At 50.7% G+C, this 18,631-nt stretch carries 20 protein-coding genes; 12 read left to right on the forward strand and 8 right to left on the reverse strand.

Going from position 1 to position 18,631, the window contains the following annotated elements; translation table 11 throughout:
* Positions 1-71: 71 nt before the first annotated feature.
* Complete coding sequence (mltA, locus tag AACQ84_RS11930) at positions 72-1,220, reverse strand: murein transglycosylase A (RefSeq protein ID WP_012307966.1); 1,149 nt, start codon at positions 1,218-1,220, stop codon at positions 72-74.
* A 332-nt stretch (positions 1,221-1,552) separates the two neighbouring features.
* On the opposite strand from mltA, the gene bicA reads away from it, so the two are divergent.
* The 10 genes from bicA (at position 1,553) to AACQ84_RS11980 (ending at position 10,339) form a co-directional block, all read left to right on the forward strand.
* Positions 1,553-3,253 carry a bicarbonate transporter BicA gene (gene bicA, locus AACQ84_RS11935; RefSeq protein ID WP_012307967.1) on the forward strand — a complete coding sequence of 567 codons (1,701 nt, stop codon included), beginning with the start codon at positions 1,553-1,555 and terminating at the stop codon, positions 3,251-3,253.
* Between the two features lie 178 nt (positions 3,254-3,431).
* Positions 3,432-4,850 carry a cation:proton antiporter gene (locus tag AACQ84_RS11940; RefSeq protein WP_012307968.1) on the forward strand — a complete coding sequence of 473 codons (1,419 nt, stop codon included), beginning with the start codon at positions 3,432-3,434 and terminating at the stop codon, positions 4,848-4,850.
* A gap of 62 nt (positions 4,851-4,912) precedes the next feature.
* Positions 4,913-5,263: a cation:proton antiporter subunit C gene (locus tag AACQ84_RS11945; RefSeq protein WP_012307969.1), complete on the forward strand. Its 351-nt coding sequence runs from the start codon at positions 4,913-4,915 to the stop codon at positions 5,261-5,263.
* A complete protein-coding gene (locus tag AACQ84_RS11950; RefSeq protein ID WP_041443972.1) occupies positions 5,263-6,696 on the forward strand; it encodes a cation:proton antiporter in 1,434 nt (477 codons plus the stop codon). Before AACQ84_RS11945 ends, AACQ84_RS11950 begins: the two co-directional genes overlap by 1 nt.
* Before the next feature lie 40 nt (positions 6,697-6,736).
* A complete protein-coding gene (locus AACQ84_RS11955) occupies positions 6,737-8,173 on the forward strand; it encodes a cation:proton antiporter (RefSeq protein ID WP_012307971.1) in 1,437 nt (478 codons plus the stop codon).
* Positions 8,170-8,559, forward strand: coding sequence for a cation:proton antiporter (locus AACQ84_RS11960; protein WP_012307972.1), 390 nt, complete (start codon positions 8,170-8,172; stop codon positions 8,557-8,559). The genes AACQ84_RS11955 and AACQ84_RS11960 overlap by 4 nt, the downstream gene beginning before the upstream one ends.
* Positions 8,556-8,807: a hypothetical protein gene (locus AACQ84_RS11965; RefSeq protein ID WP_012307973.1), complete on the forward strand. Its 252-nt coding sequence runs from the start codon at positions 8,556-8,558 to the stop codon at positions 8,805-8,807. The genes AACQ84_RS11960 and AACQ84_RS11965 overlap by 4 nt, the downstream gene beginning before the upstream one ends.
* Before the next feature lie 5 nt (positions 8,808-8,812).
* Positions 8,813-9,097: a monovalent cation/H(+) antiporter subunit G gene (locus AACQ84_RS11970; protein WP_041443973.1), complete on the forward strand. Its 285-nt coding sequence runs from the start codon at positions 8,813-8,815 to the stop codon at positions 9,095-9,097.
* Complete coding sequence (locus AACQ84_RS11975; RefSeq protein ID WP_012307975.1) at positions 9,084-9,680, forward strand: DUF4040 domain-containing protein; 597 nt, start codon at positions 9,084-9,086, stop codon at positions 9,678-9,680. Before AACQ84_RS11970 ends, AACQ84_RS11975 begins: the two co-directional genes overlap by 14 nt.
* Complete coding sequence (locus AACQ84_RS11980) at positions 9,677-10,339, forward strand: Na(+)/H(+) antiporter subunit B (protein ID WP_012307976.1); 663 nt, start codon at positions 9,677-9,679, stop codon at positions 10,337-10,339. The genes AACQ84_RS11975 and AACQ84_RS11980 overlap by 4 nt, the downstream gene beginning before the upstream one ends.
* Before the next feature lie 9 nt (positions 10,340-10,348).
* Here AACQ84_RS11980 and AACQ84_RS11985 read toward each other — a convergent pair whose 3' ends face one another.
* The 5 genes from AACQ84_RS11985 to AACQ84_RS12005 all read right to left on the reverse strand — a co-directional run bounded on the left by AACQ84_RS11985 (position 10,349) and on the right by AACQ84_RS12005 (position 15,490).
* Positions 10,349-11,818, reverse strand: coding sequence for a TM0106 family RecB-like putative nuclease (locus AACQ84_RS11985; RefSeq protein WP_012307977.1), 1,470 nt, complete (start codon positions 11,816-11,818; stop codon positions 10,349-10,351).
* Between the two features lie 81 nt (positions 11,819-11,899).
* Complete coding sequence (locus AACQ84_RS11990) at positions 11,900-12,679, reverse strand: MlaE family ABC transporter permease (RefSeq protein WP_012307978.1); 780 nt, start codon at positions 12,677-12,679, stop codon at positions 11,900-11,902.
* A gap of 65 nt (positions 12,680-12,744) precedes the next feature.
* Complete coding sequence (locus tag AACQ84_RS11995) at positions 12,745-13,437, reverse strand: NUDIX hydrolase (protein ID WP_012307979.1); 693 nt, start codon at positions 13,435-13,437, stop codon at positions 12,745-12,747.
* A 47-nt stretch (positions 13,438-13,484) separates the two neighbouring features.
* Positions 13,485-14,825, reverse strand: coding sequence for a helix-hairpin-helix domain-containing protein (locus AACQ84_RS12000; RefSeq protein ID WP_012307980.1), 1,341 nt, complete (start codon positions 14,823-14,825; stop codon positions 13,485-13,487).
* Between the two features lie 350 nt (positions 14,826-15,175).
* Positions 15,176-15,490 carry a hypothetical protein gene (locus tag AACQ84_RS12005; RefSeq protein WP_012307982.1) on the reverse strand — a complete coding sequence of 105 codons (315 nt, stop codon included), beginning with the start codon at positions 15,488-15,490 and terminating at the stop codon, positions 15,176-15,178.
* Here AACQ84_RS12005 and AACQ84_RS12010 point away from each other — a divergent pair.
* On the forward strand, positions 15,478-16,149 hold the full coding sequence (locus AACQ84_RS12010) for a pseudouridine synthase (protein WP_012307981.1): 672 nt from the start codon (positions 15,478-15,480) through the stop codon (positions 16,147-16,149). The genes AACQ84_RS12005 and AACQ84_RS12010 overlap by 13 nt on opposite strands.
* Before the next feature lie 96 nt (positions 16,150-16,245).
* On the opposite strand, the gene AACQ84_RS12015 is transcribed toward AACQ84_RS12010, so the two are convergent.
* Complete coding sequence (locus AACQ84_RS12015) at positions 16,246-16,446, reverse strand: hypothetical protein (protein WP_012307983.1); 201 nt, start codon at positions 16,444-16,446, stop codon at positions 16,246-16,248.
* A 152-nt stretch (positions 16,447-16,598) separates the two neighbouring features.
* The gene (locus AACQ84_RS12020; protein WP_012307984.1) at positions 16,599-17,678 is read right to left on the reverse strand and encodes a RuBisCO accumulation factor 1; all 1,080 of its coding nucleotides are present in this window, start codon (positions 17,676-17,678) and stop codon (positions 16,599-16,601) included.
* Positions 17,679-17,788: 110 nt separating this feature from the next.
* Here AACQ84_RS12020 and AACQ84_RS12025 point away from each other — a divergent pair, with 110 nt between their 5' ends.
* A complete protein-coding gene (locus tag AACQ84_RS12025; protein WP_012307985.1) occupies positions 17,789-18,619 on the forward strand; it encodes a BMC domain-containing protein in 831 nt (276 codons plus the stop codon).
* Positions 18,620-18,631: the final 12 nt, after the last annotated feature.

Genomic DNA, 18,631 nt, shown 5'->3' on the forward strand with positions numbered 1-18,631 from the left:
TAAACCTTAAGATTCAGTCCCCCTAGATGAAAAAATTTAGGGGGATTTTTGATCGAGAAATTAGGCGAGGCTTAATCCTTGAGGAGGAGATAGTAAAGATTACCCGGATCGTTGACGAGACCAGCGCGGGTTTGGGTGTTTGGCCCGGTGCCGAGGAAAATATCAACCCGGCCAGCCCCTTTGATCGCGCTGCCTGTGTCTTGATCGAGGACATAACGACTGACGGGGAGTTTTAACCAGTCTCCATTGGCCCGCTGGTAAGGAAGCTGGGTCGCAATAAAGGCGATCGCCCCTGGGGGAAAAATACTTTTGTCGGTGGCAATTGATCGCTCTGCTAAGACGGGCACCCCGATACTACCGATGGGCGGCGACCCGAAAGTTTCCCGGAAAAAGATAAAGCGATTATTGCGAGGAATGTAATTACTGAGTTCTGTGGGATTCGCCTCAAAATAGTCAATTAATTTGGGGAGGCTTAATTCTTCTGGCTGAAAAATGCCCTCGTTAATCAACTCCTTGCCCAAGCTGACATATTCATAATCGGTACTGCCATCAAAACCAATGGTCATGGTGCGGCCATTGGTCAGTTGCAACCGGGCGGAACCTTGCACCTGGATCAGATAGGCTTCGAGGCGACTTTTTAACCAAACCAATTCATGCCCCCGCAAGGGACTATCGCTCGGCGGAATACCATCACGGCCTTCTAAGGCTACACGGCGGGGGTGGGGTTGCGACCAAGTTTTAAAACCGGGGGGCTGACGATAGAGGGGATATTGAAATTCGTTAGTTTTAACGGGGCTGGCAACGTAGGCTGGTTCAAAGTAAGCGGTAAAGTCCACCTGGCCCGTGCCATCTTTACCCACAGAGCGATAGAAAATAAATTCTCGCTGGATCGCTTGGTGTAATTGGCGGGGGTCGGGATATTGTTGCACTAACTGCCGAAATCGTACCAGCGATCGCCGCACCTTTTCTCGACTGAAGCCGGGGACTTGTACCGCTGCATAATCCGCTTGGGCGGTATTGGTGTCGATGTAGCGCAGGCTATGGTCGATGGCGTTGAGTAACTTTTGGCGTTCTTGGTTTTGCCACAGGCCGTAATCCGGTAAGGCGATCGCCCCTGGCGTTGTGGTCGGCTGGAGCACTTGGGTAAGGCCCGGCTGACTGACTACACTTGCGATGGTGCCCAGGGTGGCAATGGTTAGACCTGACCAAAAAATTTTCATAATATCTTCTTTCCTTAGACGCCCCACAGAGTTTTGCCATTGTAACTCGAAGCCTAGGAATCTCCCGATTGCGTCAGGCCATAGGCGATCGCCACCTATGTTTTAGATAAAAAAAACTTATTCAATTCATCAATAAAGATAGTTTTCCCAATGGAGACAATTGGTAGGGGGCTATGGTTAGATGTTAATCAATACAAAATAAAATTTTCATAGATATTAAACTATGCTCCTGTTGCACTGACAACTTAACTCACACCCAACAGGCTAAGCAACGAATCCTTTATGGTTTGTTTAAGTGCTTTGCTCATCACTGATCTGAAAAATGCGTAACCATGCAGATAACCAACAAAATTCACTTTAGGAATATCCGCGGCGATATTTTTGGCGGGCTAACGGCGGCGGTCATTGCGTTGCCCATGGCCCTCGCCTTCGGGGTGGCATCCGGTGCCGGGGCAGAAGCCGGTCTCTGGGGTGCTGTGCTTGTGGGCTTCTTTGCCGCCCTCTTTGGGGGAACCCCCACCCTCATTTCCGAACCCACAGGGCCGATGACGGTGGTTATGACCGCTGTGATTGCCCATTTCACGGCCAGCGCCGCTACTCCAGAAGAAGGTTTGGCGATCGCCTTTACCGTCGTGATGATGGCCGGGGTGTTCCAAATTATTTTTGGCTCCCTCAAACTCGGCAAATACGTCACCATGATGCCCTACACCGTGATTTCTGGCTTCATGTCAGGGATCGGGATCATCCTGGTCATTTTGCAATTAGCGCCCTTCCTGGGACAGGCGAGTCCGGGGGGCGGCGTCATCGGCACGCTCCAAAATTTACCCACACTGCTGAGTAATATTCAACCGGGCGAAACAGCCTTAGCTTTAGGCACCGTGGCGATCATCTGGTTTATGCCAGAGAAGTTTAAAAAGGTAATCCCGCCCCAATTGGTCGCCCTTGTCTTGGGGACAGTAATCGCCTTTTTTGTTTTCCCGCCAGAAGTAAGCGATCTCCGTCGCATCGGTGAAATTCGAGCTGGGTTCCCAGAGCTGGTCAGACCGAGCTTTAGTCCGGTTGAATTCCAGAGAATGATCCTCGATGCGGCAGTGCTAGGGATGCTCGGTTGTATCGATGCCCTCTTGACGTCTGTCGTCGCCGATAGCTTGACCCGGACAGAGCATAATTCCAACAAAGAATTAATTGGCCAAGGTCTAGGGAACCTCTTTTCTGGCTTGTTCGGCGGGATTGCTGGGGCTGGGGCCACCATGGGGACTGTGGTAAATATCCAGTCCGGTGGTCGAACGGCGCTTTCTGGATTGGTACGGGCCTTTGTCCTGTTGGTTGTGATCCTTGGGGCGGCTAGTTTAACGGCAACCATCCCCCTGGCTGTGCTTGCTGGGATTGCCTTCAAGGTCGGGGTTGACATCATTGACTGGAGTTTCCTAAAACGGGCCCACGAAATTTCCCCCAAGGGGGCACTGATCATGTACGGCGTCATTCTGTTGACGGTCTTAGTTGACTTGATTGTCGCCGTGGGTGTGGGTGTGTTTGTCGCTAATGTGCTCACCATCGAACGGATGAGTAATCTCCAGTCTGAAAAAGTCCAAACGGTTAGTGATGCTGACGATAATATCCGCCTGACTACCACTGAAAAACGCTGGTTGGATGAAGGCCAAGGCCGTGTTCTTTTGTTTCAACTCAGTGGGCCGATGATCTTTGGGGTCGCAAAGGCGATCGCCAGAGAACACAATGCGATGGGTGACTGTGATGCCCTCGTCTTTGATATCGGTGAAGTGCCCCACATGGGGGTTACCGCTTCCCTAGCCTTAGAAAATGCCATTGAAGAGGCCCTCGACAAAGAACGTCAGGTTTATATTGTCGGTGCTGCGGGCCAAACCCGTCGCCGTCTGGAAAAACTCAAGCTCTTTAAGCGGGTTCCCCCCGATAAATGTTTGATGTCGCGGGAAGAAGCCCTCAAGAATGCCGTGCTCGGAATCTATCCCCATTTGGCGGATGGTGTTACGGCTCCCAGTTCAGAGATGGGTTAAGGCCCTGATCTGCGGTGGGTTCCTGGCTATCTTGGTCTAACCTTCCGGCTTATCTCAGGACGGTATGGTCGGCAGATAGCCCTCTCCAGGTTCGATGCAACCTATCCCTTTTCCCTTTTGTCCCATCCCTGCAATATTTGCGATCGCTTTTTACCACAACGTTTGAGGCAAAAATTCTATGCTAAGTCCCACAATCTTTTCTGGTAGTCTGCCAGGATTGACGGATTTCGTTCCTTCCCTGTCCCTGGCGACAACCCCGGAAGCTGACTATGGTTCATTTGTTTTAACCGGCGTTTTAATGACCCTGGTCGTGATCTATGCCATGAGTAAGTTGGGGGGAGAACTCTCCAAACGAGTCGGCTTACCTCCTGTATTAGGGGAACTGGTCGGAGGTGTTCTAGTCGGGGTCTCGGCGCTCCACCTCATCGTCTTTCCGGAAACAGGGGCCACGGCTGCTGACTCAAGTTTAATGCTGTTTTTGCAGCAGCTTGGTGGTTTAGATGGCACTGCCCTTGAGCATATTTTTGCCAGCCAAAGCGAAGTGATCTCGGTATTGGCAGAGCTTGGGGTCATCGTGCTGTTATTTGAGATTGGCCTCGAATCAGACCTCCGAGAGCTGAGTAAAGTGGGTTCCCAGGCTGCGGTGGTCGCGATTGTCGGGGTGGTGGCACCTTTCCTCTTGGGGACGGTGGGCCTAGTGACGTTGTTCCATACGCCGATTATCCCTGCTATTTTTGCGGGGGCCGCCCTCACGGCCACGAGTATTGGCATTACCTCGAAGGTACTGTCGGACTTGGGTCAGCTAAAGTCCACCGAAGGCAAAATTATCGTTGGTGCGGCGGTGATTGACGATGTGCTGGGGATTATTGTTTTAGCGGTCGTCGCGAGTTTGGCCAAGACCGGGGAAGTGGATCTCCTGAATGTGGTCTATCTGATTATTGGGGCCAGTGCTTTTCTGTTGGGTTCGATTCTGCTCGGTAAATTCTTTAACCAAGGTTTTGAGGCGATCGCCGCCAAACTAAAAACCCGGGGCGCGCTGTTGATTCCGGCCTTTGCCTTTGCGTTGGTGATGGCGATTATTGCGAACCTCATCCATTTAGAAGCCATTTTAGGGGCCTTCGCAGCGGGTCTTGTGTTGGATGAAACGGATCTCCGTAAAGAGTTAGACCGTCAGGTGATGCCCATTGCCGACTTTTTAGTGCCGATCTTTTTTGTAACTGTGGGAGCAAAAGCAGACCTTGGTGTTCTGAACCCCTTCGAGTCTGCCAACCGCGCCGGATTAGTGATTGCTGCGTTCCTCATCGTTGTGGCGATTGTCGGGAAGGTAATCACGGGCTGGGCCGTCTTTGGTCAACCGGGGGTGAATCGCTTGGCCATTGGTTTTGGCATGATTCCCCGGGGAGAAGTGGGCCTCGTTTTTGCGGGCATTGGTTCTGCTAGTGGTGTGTTAGATAAGCCCCTAGAAGCAGCCATCATTGTGATGGTGATCTTGACCACTTTCTTGGCACCGCCGCTCCTCCAGGCTGTTTTAAATAAGCCCCAGGATCCGGATGTGCCTGCCGACCGGGAAGCCCTTGAGAAAAGTTTGTCGGTGTAGGAAATCATTACTGGGGGATTGTCATCAGGGACATCCCCCACTCGGACGGAGGGAATTCAGCCATGTCGATGTCTATGCTCGAAGCCTGTGTGTTTGCAGTAATCTTCATTGGGTTTTTCGGCATCATTTTCAAAAAAAATCTGATTATGAAAATCCTGGCCATGGATGTGATGAGTACAGGGGTGATCGCGTATTACATTCTCGTGGCGGCCCGTGGGGGGATTTTTGCTCCCATTGTGGATGCTGACCAGGGGGCGATCGCCTATGCCGATCCGGTGCCCCAGGCCGTGATTTTGACGGCGATTGTGATTGGCTTTTCGATTCAGGCCTTGATGCTCGTGGGCGTGATGAAGTTGTCACGGGATAATCCGACCTTAGAAACCAGCGAAATCGAGAAAAGCCACACGCCATGATCGACGACATCACAATTATTTGGATTTTGTTGCCGTTTGTTGTGGGGTTCAGTATTTATCTCTTGCCCCGCTGGAACCGTTACTTTGCTTTGGCGATCGCCGCTCTATCGGTGGTCTATAGTATCGGTCTGCTTTGGAGTCTAGAGCCTTTTACCCTAGAACTCTTGGATAGCTTCGGCGTCACCCTGATGTTCGATGAACTGAGCGGCTATTTCATTTTGATGAATGGGCTGGTGACGGGGGCTGTACTCCTTTATTGTTTTGACAAACAGAAATCACCCTTTTTCTATACTCAACTGGTGATCCTCCATGGGGCGGTAAACGCGACGTTTTGCTGTGCAGATTTGATCAGTCTGTATGTCGCCCTAGAGTGCATTGGGATTGCTGCATTTTTGTTAATCACCTATTCCCGGAGCGATCGCTCCCTCTGGGTCGGCCTGCGCTATCTCTTCATTAGCAATACCGCGATGTTGTTTTATCTCATTGGTGCGGTATTGGTCTACCAAGCGAGTAATTCCTTTGCTTTTTCGGGTTTGGCGGTGGCCCCCAAGGAGGCGATCGCCTTAATCTTCTTAGGCTTACTGACCAAAGGGGGCATTTTCGTCTCTGGTCTGTGGCTCCCCCTCACCCATGGGGAATCAGAAACTCCCGTATCCGCGCTTTTATCAGGGGTTGTGGTTAAAGCTGGCGTTTTTCCCTTGGCCCGCTGCGCTCTATTAGTGCCAGAGCTTGATCCTGTGGTGCGATTATTCGGTGTGGGTACGGCTCTGTTGGGGGTTGGCTATGCGGTTTTTGAGAAAGATACAAAACGAATGTTGGCTTTTCACACCGTTTCCCAATTGGGTTTTGTATTGGCCGCGCCAGCAGTGGGTGGGTTTTATGCCCTCACCCATGGTCTCGTTAAAGGCGCCCTCTTTCTGACGGCGGGACAGTTATCCAGCCGCAATTTTAAAGTTTTACGCGAACAGTCGATTCCCCGGGCTTACTGGTGGGTCTTGGTGTTAGCCTGTGCTTCGATCTCTGGTCTTCCTTTTCTGGCGGGCTACAGTTCTAAAATTCTGACGATGAAAAATATTCTGCCTTGGCAAAGCTTCGCCCTCAATGTGGCGGCAGTGGGGACAGCAATTTCCTTTGCGAAATTCATTTTCCTCCCGAAAAAAACAGACCCCAGCCTCAAAATTTTGCCGAATTTTTATGGCGCGATTGTACTGCTCCTGGGTGGGTTGTTTGTGACCAACAGCTTTTACCTGGAAGCTTATCAACCCAGTAATATCCTCAAGGCGTTAGTCACCATCGGCATCGGTTGGCTGGCCTATGGGCTGATTTTCCAGCGGATTACGGTCAAGCTGCCCCGGGTCGTGGAGCAATTTGAACATCTGGTGGGGGTGATGAGTCTTGTGTTGACGGGTTTGTTTTGGCTGGTGTTGGCTTAGGACAACTCTCAGTGGTCGTTAGTTTAGGGAGGAGATAACCATGAATGAATTGACCATTGGCTGGGTAATTTTTCCCTTTGTGGTGGGCTTTAGTATTTATTTACTGCCCAAAATTGATCGTTATCTGGCGATTTTCGTTTCTATTTGTTCGTTAATCTTTGGTTTTGTCCAAATTTTTCAGCCGGAACCCTACAGTCTCAAGCTCCTGGGGATGTATGGGGTAGATCTGCTGGTGGATGACCAGAGCGGCTATTTTATTTTGACCAATGCGGCGGTGGCGATCGCCGTGACGGTGTATTGCTGGAAAAGCGCCAAGAGTGCTTTTTTCTTTACCCAGTTGGTGGTTTTGCAAGGGGCCCTCAATGCCGTTTTTGTCTGCGCCGATCTGATTAGCCTCTACGTTGCCCTGGAGGCCATTAGCATCGCGGCTTTTTTGTTGATGACCTACCAGCGCACCGACCGTTCTATTTGGATTGGTCTCAGGTATTTATTCCTCAGCAATACGGCGATGCTGTTCTATCTGATTGGGGCGGTGCTGGTCTACCAAGCAACAAAATCCTTCGCTTTTGTGGGTCTCGCCGAAGCGCCTAGTGATGCGATCGCCCTGATTTTCCTGGGTTTGCTCACCAAGGGCGGTGTCTTTGTGTCGGGACTCTGGTTGCCCTTAACCCACTCCGAAGCAGAAACCCCCGTATCGGCGATGTTGTCCGGTGTCGTGGTCAAAGCGGGAATTTTCCCCCTCCTGCGCTGCGGCATTTTAGTGCCAGACCTGGACTTATGGCTGAGACTATTCGGGCTGGCCACTGCCCTGTTGGGGATTATCTTTGCCATTCTCGAAACCGATGCCAAACGTTTACTGGCTTTTAGCACCATCTCAAAATTAGGGTTGTTGCTCTCAGCACCAGCAGTGGCGGGTTTAGCGGCCCTCTCCCATGGTTTAGTGAAATCTTCTTTATTTTTGATGGCAGGTCAATTGCCCACCCGCAATTTTCAGGAACTGCGCCAAACCAAAATCGCGAGCAGTCTGTGGCTGCCCTTGGCGATCGCCTGCCTGTCGATGGTAGGGATGCCGTTACTGGTTGGCTTCAGCTCAAAGGCCCTCCTACTCAAAAATATTGCCCCCTGGCAGGCAATGGGTCTGAATATTGCCGCCGTGGGGACAGCCCTGGCCTTCGCCAAATTCTTGTTCATTCCCCATGATGCCGCGACGAAATTTACTGCAAAAAGCACAACCTTTTGGGGGGCGATCGCCTTTTTATTCAGTGGTGTCATCCTCGGCAATGGTTTTTATCTCGAAGCCTATCAACTGGACAATATCCCCAAGGCCTTGATCAAAATTGCCATTGGTTGGGCGTTGTACTGGCTCATTATGAAGCGCATCGAGTTCAAGCTGCCCCGAATCTTCGAGGCGTTTGAGCAGTTGATCGGCGCCATGAGCGTTGTCTTAACTGGATTATTTTGGATGGTGACCCTATGATCGGCATTCTCGATATTTTTCTAATTTTAATGATCTGGTTTCTGCTCACAGCAGACCTGAGTGCAGCCAATATTCTCATCGGCGTGATCATTGCAATCTTGATGCCCGGTAAACGCTTTGATGGGGCTCAGATTAAAGATTGGCTCCATGTGTTTTGGGAAATTATCATTGCGATTCCCCAGGCCTATTTTGAAGCCTTTGAAATGATTTTTCGCCCCCATCTCTATGAAACCGTCACCATGGAGCGGGTAAAGCCAAATCGGACTCCAGGCTTAATTTTTCTCGATATTTTTCTGATTACCTTTACCCCGAAAACAATTGTGCTGCATTATCACAAAGACGGTTGGTACGAAGTTCACCGTGTGCAAAGGAGGAAACTCAAATGACCTGGATTTTTGGGGCGATGATCGGCGCGTTACTACTCCCGATTTATGAAGCAATACAGGATCAAGATATTTGGCAAAAGCTCCTGGCCTTCGCCAGCATTGCCAGTAAAACCTCGGTGATGATTTTGGTGATTTCGGTACTGCGGGATGACTGGACGGTCGGGGTTGTCGGTGTCCTAATTTTGTGCGTCGGCAATGCAGCGTTAATGCTACTAGCTCACATTTTGAGGCGGGTGAATTTACCATGAGCACTTTGATCAATATTCTCAGCTACGGCTGCATCATTGTGGGGGTGATTTTCTGGTTTTGGGGCACTGCGCCGCTACTGGGTAATCGTTCTGTGTTGTTTAAATTGCATACTCTGTCGGTCTCTGACACCTTGGGTTCGATGGCGATTATGGCGGGGCTACTGCTAAAAATTCCTAGGGAATGGCCCCTGCTGATTTTGGCGATTATTGCCCTTGCCATTTGGAATACGGTACTGGGGTATGTGCTGGCCTATTGTTCGAGTCGTGGAGGCGGTGATGAACGGATCTAATTTTGACTGGTTTGTGGGGGCGATCGCCTTGTTATTGCCCGTGACGGGGGGATTATTAGTCGCCCAAAAAAATCCTTACTATGCGTTGGTGATTCGGGGAATTTTGGGGGCGATCGCCGCACTCCTTTACGCGATGTTCGGAGCGGCGGATGTGGCCTTGACCGAAGCGTTAGTGGGGACGATGTTATCCATTACCCTCTATGCGGTGGCTGTGCGTTCTTCGATGAGTATGCGTTTGGGGGTTTTGGCCACTGGCACAGATACGGTTAATCTCATCCAAAAAATCAACCCGCTGCTCAAGCAGGTGCTGGGTAAATATCATTTGCGTCTAGAACCCGTGGTATTTGAAGATACCCAAGCCCTGGGTCAAGCCCTGGCGCAGAAAAATGTGCACTGTATTTTGCAGGTGGATGGCGATGGGCACCTTCATGTCCTGAAAACCCGTGTACCACGCCTCTATGAAATTTTTAAAACCTCGGCCCTGACGGATGTGATCGAACTGCAACTGCTAGAGCCACAGCCTACCCCTGAAGTCGTTGGGCCGTCGTCGCCGCAATCCCTTATGGAGAATCATCAATCATGAAGTGGGTCTACCTTGCCTTTGGTATTTCTTTATTTGTGAAAATGCTCGTCTTCCCGAATTTTGCGATGGAAGGGGAGATTGGGGCGATCGCCGAAGTGGTGGCCGCCGAAGCGGGTGTACCCAATGCCGTATCGGGGATTATTTTGCGCAATCGCCTCTACGACACCGGCTTTGAAGTGATGGTTTTTACCCTGGCGATCATGGGCGTGCGTTTTTTACTGGCCGACGAACACCCCTCGAAGGAAGTTAAGCAATTTACCGATTCCCCTTCCATTGTCCTGGCGCGGTTGGGGGCGACCATTGCGGCCCTGATTGGGATTGAACTGGCCATTCGGGGACACCTCAGCCCTGGGGGTGGTTTTGCCGCTGGTGTTGCGGGGGGGACGGCCATTGGTTTGGTGGCGATCGTCTCTTCGCCCCAATGGATGGATGCCATTTATAAAAAGTGGAATGCAGCGATTCTCGAAAAAATTTCGGTACTGGTCTTTTTCCTTTTAGCGGCATTGTCCCTGATGGGCTTCCAGCTCCCCCACGGTGAATTTGGCACGTTATTTAGTGGTGGTTGGATCACGATCCTCAATATCATCGTGGCGGTCAAGGTTGCCCTGGGTTCCTGGGCGGCGATTTTAATGTTTATTCGCTATCGCGGTTTACTGTAGCCCACGGGATCAACGTAAGACCATGGTTTTTTGCTGGGATTCTAGGAAGCTGGTGATCCATTGTTTGAGGTGATGGGTTGCCCGACAATCATCTTCGTTGTAGCGGACAATGGCCTCTAATAATTGGCGATCGCCCGTTTCTAACCATTGGTCATACCAGCATACGGTTTGATCGCCGCTGACCCCCTTTTCGCGCCATTGGTAGCCGAGGCAATTGGCCAGGGCCTTGAGGGAATAACTTTCTACGGGAAACACGAGATATTTTGTCACCCATTGGTGAATATCCATCAGGCGACCCACAATTTTTTGGAGTTGCTGGGGCGGTGTGCCGTATTTTTTCCCCAGGCGATTGAGGGTGTCCCGTTCGTAGGGGGAAAAATGAAAAATCGGTGCTTCGGGAAATTGCATGACAAATGCCACAAATTCTTGCCAAATTTTGCCTTCTTCCTCTAAAGTTTCTGCCACAAAACCGTAAAATTTTTCCTTTTGGTTTTGGCGATCAACCAGATACACCCCCAGAAGATAATCAACGTTGCGGTCGGGTTCTGCTTCGATATCAAAAAAAAGTTCGACGCTTCCCTGGGGAATGGGCTGGGTTTTGTTGGGACGATTGATGCGCCAGACGACTTCTTGATGGACGATCGCCCGGGCCTGCTGTTGGAGTTGCATGGCGATATCGGCGCCTAGGTGTTGACCCAGGTGTTTGGGGGAAGTTTGGGCGAGGGATTCGAGGGTATTGACGCCGATGCCCTGGAGGGATTCGTAGCGGTTGGGGGTGACGCCGGGCACGAGGGATAAATGGTTATCCGCCTGGGCGATCGCATAGCAATGGTTGTGCCAAGAGCAGAGGTGACAGCGTTGCCGGGAAATAAAAACTTCCGGCTCTAATTCGGGTAATAGGAGGTTAATGCAGTCGGTGATCGTTTCCTGGAGTTTGTCGGCCCAGAGGTCTACGTCAACGCGGTGGGGCCGGCGAGCCCGCAAAATGAGTTGGGTTAAGCGGGGTGATCGCCCTTGGATCGCTTCCAATAGAAAAGAGTGGAACATCGCCACCAGCTTATATTCCGGCTTTGGTTTTTGGCCTAATTTGACGCTGATCGGTCGATAATGCCAGTTACCCCAGCGGGAAGGGCCAGCCTGTCGCAAGAGAACCGTGGGTTTCCCCACCAGGGTTAACTGTTCAACAGGGGTACCGGGCCATTGGTCGAAGTGATAGAGTAAGACCCCCCGATAAATGCATTCGACCCCTGCGGCCATCAGGGCTTCTGTTTCGGCAGCACAGGTTTCCCAATCGGCGGCGGCGGGTTCGTGGTAGGGGCGTTGACCCAGATATTCCTGAATTTGGCGCTGGTTTTCTTTGCGTAATTTTTGGAGAAAATCTTTTTCGGATGTCTGCTCAGTGCGATCGCCATACAAGTCTAAAAAAGCCCGACGTTCACACCGCTTAAAATTCAACAACAGATCATCGCTCAGTAACATGTAGCACTCGGAATAAAAGAATCTCCTTGGAAAATAACATATCCCCCTGACCTCAGGCTGAGTAAATCTTTGCGGACTCCCTTAACCCAGGGGAGATTGGTGAAACAACAGGAGCGATAAAAAGAAATCCAACATAAAAATACCGATCCAAGTCGTCACCACCGCTGAAGTGGCAGAGCGACCCACCTGCTGCGTACTGCCGACGGTTGTCAGACCCCAACTGCAGCCGATAATCCCCACCAATAGCCCAAACAGAATCCCTTTGACGCCGACATTAATCAGGTCTCGGGGCTGAAGAAAAGTTTGTACGGACGTTAAAAAATTAATGGGGGCAAGATCATAGAACTGATAGGCGGCTCCGGTACCCCCGATCACCCCCACCACCAAGGCAAAGACCGTTAAAATCGGCAACATCAAACAGCAAGCCACCACCCGGGGCATCACCAGATAATCAACGGGATTAGACCGGAGCATATACAGAGCATCGATCTGTTCGGTAATTTTCATCGAGCCTAATTCCGCCGCAAAAGCCGACCCCACCTGACCCGCAATGATACTCGCAGTCAAAATCGGGGCCAGTTCTCGACAAAAGGCGATCGCAAACGCCCCCCCGACAAAACTTTCGGCCCCAAAGGTGGTGAGTTCCCTTGCAGTTTGGATCGTAAAGATCATTCCCCCAAAAAAAGCGACTAACAGCACTGGCACCAACGCCTTCGGTCCCGCCGTTAGCATTTGTTCCGTGATCTGGTCACGCCGGAGTTTCCCGCGCAGGAGACGCCATAGCACCTGGCCCAGCATTAAGCCTGCGCAGTAAAGCCGATACCAGAGACTCGGATCGCGTTTTTCCTCGATGGGTTCCATCTACTTTTGGCGATCGCCTTCAAAATGATGCGACTCTGACAAACTGAACGATCTCCAAACCTGCCTTAAAGCTCGAAATTAAAGCCAGCCTCCTTGAGCCGTTGATATTTAGCCTCATCAAAGGAGTAAAGCCGTGCCGCACGGTGGGCGACCCCAGTTTGCAACTCATCTAATTTAATTAGGAGATCCATTTTAAGGATTTTGCGCCGGAAGTTCCGCTTATCTAACTGGGTTCCTAAAATCTGCTCGTAGAGTTTTTGGAGTTGGGTCAAGGTAAATTTGCGGGGCAGCAGCTCAAAGCCAATGGGTTCATAGCGGAGTTTACCCTGGAGCCGTTGGGTCGCCACATCAATGATTTGCTGGTGATCAAAAGCAACATTGGGCAGTTCATCCAGCGAGAACCAAGCCACAGCATCGGCATCCGTTTGGGCATGAATTGGGTGATCCTCTAGGTTAATCAAAGCATAGTAGGCCACGGTAATCACCCGATCGCGGGGGTCACGATCCGGAGCCCCAAAGGTGTAAAGCTGCTCTAGAAATATTTTTTCGACGCCCGTTTCTTCCCGGAGTTCGCGCATGGCCGCTTCTTCGAGGGATTCATCAAGGCGTACAAACCCCCCCGGTAAGGCCCATTCCCCTTTAAAGGGTTCAACGCCCCGCTGAATCAGCATCATTTTCAGAGTATGGGTGGCGTCAAGGCCGAAAACAACACAGTCAACGGTAACGCTCGGTTTTGGATATTCGTAAGTGTAAGACATAGGATTTATGGGTTTTATGGGTTTCTTTTAAAAAGTAGAAGTAATGGTTAGCTCGCTTGGGCCTGGGGAATCAGGTTTTCGCGGTAGACATGGAAGCCCCCCTGTCGGAGTGCCAAGAGGGCCTGGTGATCGTCCTCGACCCAATAGTCTTGCCCAAGGCGAATAAAGGTGCGATCGCCGCCCCTCCCAACGATCACGATCACCGGGATCCGCCCCCGCTTCTTCTTATCCCCAGCCTGCTGTGACAAAATTTGCTTCAGTCGCTGCTGACTTTGGGTGTGATGAAGCTCACTCGGAGAGAGGCGAATCATCAACATTCGCACCTCTTCAATGGGTTCGAGATCGTCCACAATCAGTTGCGTTCGATCCTCTTTTTGTTGCACTTTGCCCCACACAATGACACGGCTATCAAGCTGTAAGAGTTGCTCAACTTTCTGATAAGTGCGGGGAAAGACAATCCCTTCTACTTGACCCGAAATATCTTCTAATTGAATAAAGGCCATGGGCTCATTATTGGCCTTCGTAAAAATCTTGCGCATATCCGTGAGGATCGCCACGGCGCTGACTTTTTTATTGATGTGATTGGCGATCGCCGTAAGGCTAATGGGCGATAAAATCGGCGAAATCGTTGACCGCAGCTTTTCTAAAGGGTGCTCAGAAACATAAAATCCCAGCAATTCTTTTTCTTGCCGGAGCTTTTCTTCTAAGGTTAAATCAGCCACTTTGGGTAACACAGGGGCCTCATCAAATGCCGCTGCCGTATCTCCCAGACTTTCAAATAAATTCGTTTGACCACTGGCCTTTTCTTTCGCTTTCAACTGTGCCCAATCCATCATTAAATCCAGACCCTTCAGCATTGCCTGGCGATTATCATGGAGTGAATCCAGTCCACCACAGGTAATTAAAGTTTCTAGGGCGCGGCGGTTCACAACACGCAAATCTAACCGAGAACAGAGGTCAGACAAACTTAAAAAAGGCCCCGCTTCCCGGGCCGCTAAAATGGCATTGATCGCATTTTCACCAAGGTTTTGAACCGCTGACAAACCAAAACGAATCCCTTGGCCTACGGGCTTAAAATCCAGGTCTGACTCGTTAATATCCGGTGGCAAGACCAGGATACCCATGCGCTCGGCATTTTCCCGGTACTTGCGGACTTTATCTTTATTTCCACTGCTGGCACTGAGCAGTGCCGTCATGTATTCAACGGGATAGTTTGCCTTCAGGTAAGCAGTCTGGTAGGTGACGTAGGCATAGGCCGTTGAGTGGGATTTATTAAAACAGTTAGCCGCAATAAGGCCCTGACCCAATAAGAAATTATGGTCTTGACTGAGTCCAATATCATAGGTCGGCGCATGGCCAATGAACTTACGGCGAATGATTTTAACCAAAACTGCGAGAACCTTAGGTCGAGATCAACCCTATTCTATATAAAAAAAGTCATATTTTTCAGTTTTGTCTTGGCACACTTTTAGCCGACAGCGACCCACTTGATCCCGTTACTTCATCTTTTTTGTAAAGTAAGTCTCCGCATTTTCACGGAGTCACAGAGGACAAAGGGCCAATTGTTCTATTTTTTAGTTTGCGCAAGCCTCAAGGCAATAAAAAATTCCCTTTTTCGATAGTTTGGCTTTAAATTTTAAGCATTGCTATGGCGACATCATAAACAAACTTTTTCTAATCTTTAAAAAAGAGAGAAGGTGACTCCATGAAAACTTTTCGTTTTTAACAAAAATGGGGGTCAGCCACGGGAGATGGCAAAGGGAGACGACGGCATTGAAGTTGCTGGAGAGGTTTGATTTGTAAAGAACTTTCGCAAACCCCATTTAACCAGGCGCTCAACGACAACGGCTGCAATCAAAATCAGAAAAATAAAGGGCACTAGCAATAGTAAGCCAAGGAGGGGACTTTCCCCTGCTTTTGTTTCAGGAACCACCGCCGGGGCAGTCGCAAGGGGGCTGGGTTGGGTTTCCTGAAGTTGGATTTTTTCTGGTGTCTGGGAGGTGACTTCGGGCATGATGTTAGTAGTCATCTCTTGTTCTAATGCAGCACTCATACGTTTTGCTCCACAAGCCTTATAACGTCCTTTGTCAGTTTACTGATAATAGCCCCCAAGGGTCACAGCGGCAAACGTTGAAGGATTTTGTGCCTGTGCCAGATATTTATTCCGTGGGTCGTTTGGATTTGGATAGCGAAGGGCTTTTATTATTGACCAATGATGCTCCTTTAAAGCATTATCTTTGCGAACCGAAATTTGCCCACTCCCGCACCTATTGGGTACAGGTGGAAAATATCCCAGACGGGCAGGCTTTAGAACAGTTGCGCCAGGGGGTAATGGTGCAAGGGAAAAAAACGCGGCCGGCGATCGCCAATCTCTTGACCCCTGAGCCAACCGTCCCCGCACGAGAACCCCCGATCCGCTTCCGGAAAAATGTCCCGACAGCCTGGTTAGAACTGACCCTAACGGAAGGGCGAAATCGTCAGGTGCGCCGCATGACTGCCGCAGTGGGCCACCCCACGTTACGCCTTATGCGCGTCGCCATAGGTGCAGGGCCAGCGAAATTAACCCTCACTGGTCTGGGGCCGGGGGAATGGCGGCATTTAACGACGGCGGAAATTGGAGCCTTACAAAACCTGGTAAAAAAAGCCAAGCCAAACCAGCGATCGCCCCACAAAAAAACAGCCAGCCGCAAACCGAAGGGAAAACGCCGCTGACTATTTTGATCTTGAAAGATGTTTGGAACGAAAACGAAACTTGAAGATTTAAGATTTGCTGGTAGTTGCCCACCAGATCCCTATTGAGAGGGGCGCTTAATAAGCGAGGGTCTCTAGGGTTTCCTTGAGGTAAATGGTGACTTGCTGATCGACGCTGAGGTTCTCAAGGGCGAGGATTTCGCAATGGTTTGCATACCAGCGCTTGAAACCAGAACTGCGGGCGATCGCCTGCTTCAGGCTATCCCAAATGGCGTGATCTGGGGATGCTTCAGTGTAGGCAGTGGTCGAGTGCGGCATTTTTCACCTCAGGAATAACGCTCTGTACTTCATACTGTAACGCAATCGCCCAGAAAAGTAATGCTATCTAGTACACCGTTAGGAGAAATTTCTAGATAAAAATTTTGGCGTTAAATAGAGAAAAATTCGGGTAAAAGCAGCATTTTTTGCGCTTAATCGTCCATTTGCCAGGGTTCCCGAAGGTTATTCTCATCGAGAATTTTTTTCGGGCGCATCACCAAGAGGACTTGGCCTAAAATTTTGGCGATCGGTGCTTCGGCAAACCAACCCAATTCCACCTTGCCGTCGGCATCTACCGCAAAATAGCTGTTGTCATTCCAGGTGGTTTGTTGACGATCCAGCAAAATTAAAACAGGTTCCGGCTTACCGGGGATGGGCTGGGGCAGTTGATCAGTTTGGTGGAAGATCACCACCGGATCTCCCGCCGTCAGTACATTTTGCCAACTGGGTAGCGGCACCAGACTTGTCGCTGTGGCAACTGTCACGAGATTAAAAGGAGACGCTTGCTTGAGGGGGGGGACGCTCAACAGGCGATCGCTTTCTAACGGTAAAGATCCCGCCACCGGAATTAGCAGGGGAACATTGGTGTCTTCGTCGTAACGGTAGAGGGGGAGGAGCGGGGCTGCCTTGGTGGGGCTGGTGGTGAGGTCACTGAGGAGTTGCTCGATTTTTTGCCGGGCCGTGGCGGAATGGGCAAACTTTAGCCCCTTGGCGATGAGGCGGGTGCGGTCTTGTAAATCTTTTTTTTGCTTGGCGGAGCGCCAGGCTTGGTAGGCAACGGCATCTCCAGGGTGTTCTGTGAAGCTATCGGGAATTTGGGGTAAGCGGGCAAACTCTTGCATTGCCCGGGCCAGTTCCTTCGCCCCATCAAATTCAAGGCTTTTGGCCTGGCACACCTGGGCGGCGATCGCCCTTTGACTATGACTGAGGATCCGTAGTTCGTACAGCACATCAGAACGGGGGCCACGGCAATAGGCCAGCAGATCTTCGGGCACACCACTGCTTGCGATGCTTTGGTACACCTGGGCCGCCACAATGATCATATTTTGCTGGGCCGTCTGGAAACCTGTCTGCTCAAAAATTTCCTGGGCGCTATGGCCTGACTGCTGGAGTTGTTGGCAACCGACGCCCCACTCGACCCAAGTCCCTTCCTTGTGGAGTAGTGACCGGAATAAAGCGTCCGTTTCTTCAGGGGAGAGTTTGTATTCTGGAGATTGCGGTTGTCCAATCATAAAGCCGAATCAAAAGTGGAATAACGTAAAATGATAGGTAAATCAGTATTTGCCCGATAAACTTAATCATAAAGCGAGACTGTTCTAAACCGATCCTTCCCCCAGTTCCTATGAATTTTCCTGCCCGTCGGCAACCCCTCCGCCAAGCACCCCACCGTGCGCATCCGTTTCAAGATTGTGCCTTGGGACTCGTTTCCACCAAGAGCTTTCCGGCAATTGTGGGCACTGCGGACATGATGCTCAAGTCAGCGGCAGTGACCCTTGTCGGCTATGAAAAAACTGGGGGCGGCTATTGTACAGCCGTAGTTCGGGGAAAAACAGCGGATGTTCGCCTGGCCGTCGAAGAAGGGGCGCGCACTGCAGCTCAGTTTGATCAATACGTTTCTAAATTAGTTATTCCCCGACCGTTGCCAAATCTTGAAGCCATTTTTCCCATTGGCAGTCACTTGGCAGAAATTGCCCAGCAGCAACGGGGTTATAGTCGTCTGAGTAATCGTTCTATCGGTCTCCTAGAAACCCGTGGTTTTCCGGCGATGGTGGGGGCTGCCGACGCGATGTTAAAGTCCGCTGATGTACAACTGGCCTCCTATGAAACCATCGGTGATGGGCTATGTACGGCGATTATTCGCGGGACTGTTTCCAACGTAGCGATGGCCATTGATGCGGGGATGCACGAAGCAGAACGGATCGGTGAGCTCCACGCGGTGATGATTATTCCGCGACTGCTAGAGGATCTAGAGCACACGTTACCGGTGGCGGAATACTGGCTAGATAAGGCAGAACCAATGCCAGACCTTGTGAAAGAAAAAGCACCCCAGCGCATCGCCTTACCGGAACTAGAACCCGTGTCGGCTCCTTTGGTCATTGAGGCGGAACCAGAAATTGAAAAGGCCGTTGAAGTCGAAATTGTAGAACCTTTTGATCCGGGCCAGGGCTATTAATTCTGAGACAGG

Source organism: Picosynechococcus sp. PCC 7002, from assembly GCF_963860125.1.
Taxonomy (GTDB): domain Bacteria; phylum Cyanobacteriota; class Cyanobacteriia; order Cyanobacteriales; family MRBY01; genus MRBY01.

Coding starts and splice junctions, on each gene's coding strand:
- mltA (WP_012307966.1), bottom strand. CDS start 1,220: ATGAAAATTTTTTGGTCAGGTCTAACCATTGCCACCCTGGGCACCATC.
- bicA (WP_012307967.1), top strand. CDS start 1,553: ATGCAGATAACCAACAAAATTCACTTTAGGAATATCCGCGGCGATATT.
- AACQ84_RS11940 (WP_012307968.1), top strand. CDS start 3,432: ATGCTAAGTCCCACAATCTTTTCTGGTAGTCTGCCAGGATTGACGGAT.
- AACQ84_RS11945 (WP_012307969.1), top strand. CDS start 4,913: ATGTCGATGTCTATGCTCGAAGCCTGTGTGTTTGCAGTAATCTTCATT.
- AACQ84_RS11955 (WP_012307971.1), top strand. CDS start 6,737: ATGAATGAATTGACCATTGGCTGGGTAATTTTTCCCTTTGTGGTGGGC.
- AACQ84_RS11960 (WP_012307972.1), top strand. CDS start 8,170: ATGATCGGCATTCTCGATATTTTTCTAATTTTAATGATCTGGTTTCTG.
- AACQ84_RS11965 (WP_012307973.1), top strand. CDS start 8,556: ATGACCTGGATTTTTGGGGCGATGATCGGCGCGTTACTACTCCCGATT.
- AACQ84_RS11975 (WP_012307975.1), top strand. CDS start 9,084: ATGAACGGATCTAATTTTGACTGGTTTGTGGGGGCGATCGCCTTGTTA.
- AACQ84_RS11980 (WP_012307976.1), top strand. CDS start 9,677: ATGAAGTGGGTCTACCTTGCCTTTGGTATTTCTTTATTTGTGAAAATG.
- AACQ84_RS11985 (WP_012307977.1), bottom strand. CDS start 11,818: ATGTTACTGAGCGATGATCTGTTGTTGAATTTTAAGCGGTGTGAACGT.
- AACQ84_RS11990 (WP_012307978.1), bottom strand. CDS start 12,679: ATGGAACCCATCGAGGAAAAACGCGATCCGAGTCTCTGGTATCGGCTT.
- AACQ84_RS11995 (WP_012307979.1), bottom strand. CDS start 13,437: ATGTCTTACACTTACGAATATCCAAAACCGAGCGTTACCGTTGACTGT.
- AACQ84_RS12010 (WP_012307981.1), top strand. CDS start 15,478: ATGCAGCACTCATACGTTTTGCTCCACAAGCCTTATAACGTCCTTTGT.
- AACQ84_RS12005 (WP_012307982.1), bottom strand. CDS start 15,490: ATGAGTGCTGCATTAGAACAAGAGATGACTACTAACATCATGCCCGAA.
- AACQ84_RS12015 (WP_012307983.1), bottom strand. CDS start 16,446: ATGCCGCACTCGACCACTGCCTACACTGAAGCATCCCCAGATCACGCC.
- AACQ84_RS12020 (WP_012307984.1), bottom strand. CDS start 17,678: ATGATTGGACAACCGCAATCTCCAGAATACAAACTCTCCCCTGAAGAA.
- AACQ84_RS12025 (WP_012307985.1), top strand. CDS start 17,789: ATGAATTTTCCTGCCCGTCGGCAACCCCTCCGCCAAGCACCCCACCGT.